Annotated in this window: 9 protein-coding genes; all 9 read right to left on the bottom strand. The window is 45.5% G+C overall.

Going from position 1 to position 5,889, the window contains the following annotated elements; genetic code table 11:
* Positions 1–134: 134 nt before the first annotated feature.
* The 9 genes from MARLIPOL_RS18645 to MARLIPOL_RS06280 all read right to left on the bottom strand — a co-directional run bounded on the left by MARLIPOL_RS18645 (position 135) and on the right by MARLIPOL_RS06280 (position 5,832).
* Entirely contained in the window at positions 135–431 is a 297-nt protein-coding gene (locus tag MARLIPOL_RS18645) for a hypothetical protein (protein ID WP_012139881.1), read from the bottom strand.
* Positions 432–546: 115 nt separating this feature from the next.
* Positions 547–969: a hypothetical protein gene (locus tag MARLIPOL_RS06315; RefSeq protein WP_012139880.1), complete on the bottom strand. Its 423-nt coding sequence runs from the start codon at positions 967–969 to the stop codon at positions 547–549.
* A 101-nt stretch (positions 970–1,070) separates the two neighbouring features.
* Positions 1,071–2,258: a restriction endonuclease gene (locus MARLIPOL_RS06310; protein ID WP_012139879.1), complete on the bottom strand. Its 1,188-nt coding sequence runs from the start codon at positions 2,256–2,258 to the stop codon at positions 1,071–1,073.
* Positions 2,259–2,375: 117 nt separating this feature from the next.
* On the bottom strand, positions 2,376–2,711 hold the full coding sequence (locus tag MARLIPOL_RS06305) for a hypothetical protein (RefSeq protein ID WP_012139878.1): 336 nt from the start codon (positions 2,709–2,711) through the stop codon (positions 2,376–2,378).
* Positions 2,704–3,225: a hypothetical protein gene (locus MARLIPOL_RS06300; protein ID WP_012139877.1), complete on the bottom strand. Its 522-nt coding sequence runs from the start codon at positions 3,223–3,225 to the stop codon at positions 2,704–2,706. The genes MARLIPOL_RS06305 and MARLIPOL_RS06300 overlap by 8 nt, the downstream gene beginning before the upstream one ends.
* 105 nt (positions 3,226–3,330) lie before the next feature.
* Positions 3,331–3,843: a hypothetical protein gene (locus MARLIPOL_RS06295; RefSeq protein ID WP_012139876.1), complete on the bottom strand. Its 513-nt coding sequence runs from the start codon at positions 3,841–3,843 to the stop codon at positions 3,331–3,333.
* A 102-nt stretch (positions 3,844–3,945) separates the two neighbouring features.
* Entirely contained in the window at positions 3,946–4,608 is a 663-nt protein-coding gene (locus tag MARLIPOL_RS06290; protein WP_012139875.1) for a hypothetical protein, read from the bottom strand.
* Positions 4,609–4,750: 142 nt separating this feature from the next.
* Positions 4,751–5,323 (bottom strand): hypothetical protein, encoded by a 573-nt coding sequence (locus tag MARLIPOL_RS06285; protein WP_012139874.1) that lies wholly within the window; start codon positions 5,321–5,323, stop codon positions 4,751–4,753.
* Positions 5,324–5,430: 107 nt separating this feature from the next.
* Positions 5,431–5,832: a hypothetical protein gene (locus MARLIPOL_RS06280; protein WP_145768752.1), complete on the bottom strand. Its 402-nt coding sequence runs from the start codon at positions 5,830–5,832 to the stop codon at positions 5,431–5,433.
* Between the last annotated feature and the right edge of the window lie 57 nt (positions 5,833–5,889).

The raw sequence follows: 5,889 nt of genomic DNA, 5'->3' as shown, positions 1-5,889 counted from the left end.
CCGAAGCGGGGATTTCGGGGTTTTTCTACAGCCTCAACGCCTGCGGTAACCGGCGCCGGAGCGCAGCGGAGGGAACCAAAAGCGCCACGCTTTTGGCGTCCGGTTGACTGCCTGGTTATGTGATAGGTCCAGGCTCAGTCCAAGTATCCCTGCAACTCTGCGCACAACTTTTTGATTGCTGACTGAAACTCAACTTCCCTGGACTCCAGCACTTTGGTGGGCAATGTGCACCACTCACCATTACGCCATACTTCAGCGAAGCCAAAGCCCTCTTCTCCATCCCATTCTAGGAGAACCCGCATTTCATCTTTAACGAAGATCGTTCTGATTGAGCCGCAATAATCGACCTGATCATTCTCAGACTCTTTTACGAACCCTGCCTTCTCCAAATGAGGCAATATCACTTGTTCTATTCGATAGTGCTCGTGCATGGTCCCTCACACATAACGCCCAGCTCACCGCGCGTAGTAATGTTGGCGACTTTACTGCGTGTTTTTGCAGGAAAGGTGCAAACATTACGGAGTCCGGTGGAGCTGTTTGTTAGCTTTATTCAAATAGTGCTGGAGTCTGATCATCCCAGAAAACAGCATTTACTACCCATTCACTTTTGGGTTTATAAAACATGCAGACGTAACGAACAGCATGTTTCTCAAATTTTCCTATATATGTATGCTTAACAAAACTTGTACCAGCTACCTTTGTGCCGACAAAATCTGCGCCTAAGATTTTGCCAAAACGCTCAGAAACCATTTTTAATTGTGTTTCCGTTTGGTAAGCAAGATTATTAATCTCCTCGGATGGCATAGGCCAATATGGTTGAAGTATATTAAAAGACTCTTTTGCCTTCCCTGCGCCAAAAGTATCTGCTGCTTTTTGACAAAGTGACTTTGTGTCTTCAACGGTTAATAGTGACCCAGCAAATGCATTGATGCTGAAAGTAAGTGCTAAAAATCCTATTAAAATTTTCATAATTCTCCTTAATTTATATTGAAACTAACGCCCGCAGTTGCGGCTGGTTTGGAGCGCAGCGGAAAACCAGTCCGACAACCTGCGCTTGTTATATCTTTCGTTCATCGAAGTCCATACTCTGCAATGAGCGAAGGGCGACTAGATAATAAACGCTCTAAATGGCTTTCCGCCCACATTTCTATTCTTAAACCACTGTCCGATTGATTATGCTTTTCGATTAATGCCACCGCATCAGAAGTAAACCTTCCGGAAGTTGCTATTACGTGTATATCAACTTTAGGTGGCTCCCAAAGTTTCATTTGCTCTTTTAGTTCTGCTATATCTGATACAGAAACGCTCTTTGATAACCAATGCTTGCACTGAATAATTGTTCGATGCCGGAAAATACCACCAAGAGGATCATTATGAACTCTAAGGACAGATAGGTCTCTTCCTCTATCAGGGGCGTTTGTTCTCATCAGCCACTCTGGATTTTCATAACCTTTTTCAGAAGAAATCAGGGCAAATATTATTCGTTCAAACTCATCTGGAGAGAGGTTATCCCAGTTAAGCTTTGTAACAATAGGTCCTGAAGGCTTACTAGACACTAAGCTACCAAGATCATCCACTTCTACAGGTATAGGCTCTTTTTCGCCATAAAGGGATTTTCTAATGCCGCTTTTTACACTTGGCCAGTCATGCTTAATGATATCTTGAAGATCGCCATGTAATCCGAAATGTAAGTGTCTGTGTAAATCTGTCCATCTACTAGGACGGGTCTCACTACCTAATAGCGTATCGATTTCAGCTATATGAGACTTTAAATCATCAAAGCTGGGGCGGGTGACTGCCTCATTTATTTCTGATCCACTCTCTAGTTCAACAGCTAGATCTCTCAAATCTTCATCTACGCTATCTATAACTGATTGTAGAGTGTCTCGCACTAGCTCACGCCGCTTGCGATCGAACTTATGTCTATATTCACGAATTAGCTTGGCTGGTTCGTATATCTGATTCTCAACTGAAATTTTGCATTCGATTTCTCCAACTTCCATTGCATCAAGTCTGTTCTGCCCTATCTCATTCAAGTCCATCACGTAGATTTCTGGTTTCCAACCATCTATCTTGGGGAGAGAAGCCAAGACATTTTCAAAATCTCTACAATTATTTTCATAACCAGTATCTTCTAGAAATGCTACTCCATCGGGAATTATTGATTCCATTTCCATCCAGAGCTTCTCTAGCTTTACCAAATTTGCTTCTGCTGCTTCAAAAATTCTCAGCGCAGTATTTAGTGGACTCTCTGTCATAGATTTACTCGAATCTCAGTTGGGATATAACGCCGCCATAAACGGCTGCCGAAGCAACGCGTAGGCAGTCCGGTGGAGCCCACGATTTTCGTGGGCGCAACAAATTTGATGGCCTTGTTATGACCTATTGTGGTCACGTGAGGAAAGCTCCTTATCCCGCCGAATAAATGGCCCCGCTACGAGCAGAGTTGCCAGCGCGCCAGCAAAAGCTAAAAATTCGTTCGGTAGACTAATCTGCACAATATCTTCGACAAAGTCTTTTCCGAGCACAGCAAACAGCACTATGGCTGTTGCCGCGGGAATCATCACCAGGATCATGTACCCTGCAAGCGCCCACCTCGACTGAATCTTCGCTAAACGGTTATCTAAAAACCTCATCAGCTTCTCACTCATAACGCCAGTGGTAACGGAGCGCAGCGTAGTTGGCGTCCCGTTGACCACCTTGTTATACATTTTCCTGATTTCTATGGTAAATATCTTCAGGTTGTCCTTTGAGATAACGATCAATTAAGTGCGAAATCACATCATAATTTGTAATAATGTCTCGAACCTTTCCCTTGTAAGCTTCTGAGACGTTCTCCATGACACCTGCTTGATGATCTGTTCTGAATGACTCCTCTAGAGACGACATTATTTCATCGACTGCCAAAAGATTGCCGTAGATGTGTCTGACGTTGTCTCGCTCGATGGGGCTGAGTTTTGGCACTAAGTCGGCCATGTAGTTGGAATACGCGAGTGAGGCGAACGGCACACTTTTGCCGGGAAGAAAATGCCCTTTTTCGAGTGCTTGGAGAATTTGCTCTGCTATTTCTTTCTTTTGCCGTATCTGAAACTTGTTTGCTTCCAGCTCATCATTCAAAGCTTTTAGATAGGTCGAAAGCCGGCAGTACCGTTTGAGGAACGACACTACTTCGTTCAACACGAAACCCACGAAAACACCAATTAAGGCTACGCCCCACTCAGGCATTCCTTATCTCCCTGGTCAATCCGACTGCATAACGCAGAGCGCACCGGTGGCCTTTACAGAGCGAAGCGGCGTAAAGGGCATCCGTGTGACGCGTATTGTTATGCATTAGAGCAAGCCCAGAAGTGTGGTTGCCCCTGCGCCAACCAAGCTAGCCACCGTACCATTTTCGAGCAATGCTTTAAGTTTTGATTTTGCTTCCTTATCGTCACTTTTAGCCACATGCTCGACAAGCTTCTTAATACTGACATTTGCAACCTGAACGTTCTGATCGCCGATTTGTACCATTTCGCCAGAAACAGAGCCGATATTTATTGTCGAGGATGCTCTGTTCGTTAGGTGTGGCTCTGCCGTTGTATTCTGAACATTCAGGGTGAGCATATTGGGGTGATTGGTGCCAACGTTCAGGCTGCCGCCTTCGAGAAACTGAACATCAGTTACCTTGAGGTGTATCTCCCTTTTCCCTGCCTTTTGAACTATCACATCTCCAATTCCTACATCAGGTTCCTCTGAATATGGGATATTCATTTTCCCTTTAGAGGTATCCCTCTTCGCTTTGTACTCGACACCATCAATGACAACCGTTTCTGGATAGGCCAGCTTGTCAAAATCAAAATCCATGCAACCTCCTTATTGGGTATGCATAACGCTGAGCTTTGCGGCAATTTTGGAGCCGCACAGCGGTGGAAAAATTGTCCGACAACAGCGTATTGTTAGCTGAATTCATATCCTCGCGATTACTCTTCGACAGTCGTGAATTACCTCTTCCAGCTCGGAGTAGTACTCGCGAAGGGGGGCATTACGCTTGCTAAAAGACGGTAGTGGGTTGTGATATCCATGTAGCACTTTGTCTAAGTAAAGTGACATTAGAACGATTGCACGAAATGCATCATGGACGCCGCTTACAAATTCTCGTTCACGCTTTTCCATTTTCTCGAAATGACGCTCTATGTTAGATGAACTCATTGGTTCAGATTTAGAATGCACAAGGCGATTTCTCTCAAAAACGAGGTTCTTCAGCGCCGCGTATGGAGCCTCGGATTTTGGTATTTCAATGCCTGATACGAAGCGGATGACTACTAGCCATTTTGAGAGGACATCAAGCTTATCTAAATGATCTTGAACGTAACCGTCACCCAAATGAATGGAAGCAAAATCATAGATAGCGGCTTCAAAACACATTGCCGAAAAGACAATTGCTTGAATCGCCGCTAGGTCGCGAGCATGCTCGAGCTCTCCGAGTCGCTCATCGTATTCGACGTTGTCAAGAGCTTCGATCTCTTCAGACGTCGCCAAAAACTCGGAATAGCCCTTCTCAGTAGCTTCAGCGTACAAGTATGAAAAGGTGCCTATTCGAGCAAAACTCTCGACAGGGGTTATAGCCAATATAAATTCTCCCAACCCTACATCTGCAAAAATGGTTACCGGGAACCCGCTGCTCTATGCAGCTAACGCGAAGCTTTACGGCAATTTTGGAACCGCGAAGCGGTGGAAAAATTGTCCGACAACAGCGCATGGTTATACGCTGTCAGATCGGATCGAGGTTCTGGAAAAACGTAAATAGCCGTTCAATTGCATCCATAATATCTGACTCTTCATCTATGACATCAGCCCAATCTCGCCCGAAGCTGGCATATAAATGAATGTCGTTTCTTCTTCCGTGGACACTCTCAATATCGGCCACCACACCATTAATTTCGGGTGCATAGACCCCATGATTTTTCCATGAGTAAATGACTTTCCCGAAGGTTCGGTGCTCCGGCTTATTTTTCATCAACTCACGAATATTCCTGTTCTCCGCGTGCGCTCGCATTGCACATTCAATGATGGATGAACCAACGGAGACGCAACTTGATATAGCTCCTGCACGCGCCGATAAGGTTAATGCCGTTGGCTTGTACCAGTGCTCGCGCTCCTCTTTTGGATGAGACCAGCTCTGTACTCTGCCCACTACCATGGTTTTGAGGAAATCGTAGTACTGGTGGGCTTCTGCGATTGCGTTAACGGCTTGCTGATTCGGGACCTTTCGCCATGTAGTGCGGAGACTTCCAAGATCATGGAACTCATAAGCATCGTCAGAAAAATCAAACCATCGAATCATAAAAAGCCTCAACTCCTTGAGCAGAAGTCCCCTTCGTATAACGCTGAGCGCACCGGTGGCCTTTTTGGAGCGAAGCGGAGAAAAGGACATCCGTGTGACGCGTATTGTTAAATTCTCTCGAGGATCAGATCTAGCCGTTGCTCATTTGACTGTAGCTCACCCTCGATTCGCCTAAGACTCAATTCCATATCATCGAGTCCTGCATTGGAGGCATCTGATGCAGCCCTAACAAGCAATGCATCCAGATTTTCGGTTATATCCATCATGCCCTGGTACCGACTCATTATCGAAGCATCCGCCTCGGGTTCTGGGCCGAATTTTGCCGCCAACATAAATTTATTCAGGACATTTGATGCTCTTGAGTGTAGCTCACAGGCACGAACGCGAAGTCCCATGATGCGATCATTGCGTCGCAATACCCGGTTATCTTGATACATCCGGTAGGAGATCCAAGTTGCAATACAGGCAACGATTGCTGAGATTGCCGAAATCATCTCCGATGCTTCCATGTCACCTCAAATTTAACGCCCGCAATCACGCGCTTGTCGCGTGGATTGCATTGTTAT

The organism is Marinobacter lipolyticus SM19 (genome assembly GCF_000397065.2).
GTDB lineage: Bacteria > Pseudomonadota > Gammaproteobacteria > Pseudomonadales > Oleiphilaceae > Marinobacter > Marinobacter lipolyticus.
Note: the sequence above shows the minus strand (reverse complement) of the source record. Positions and strands in the feature narration are given on the sequence as shown.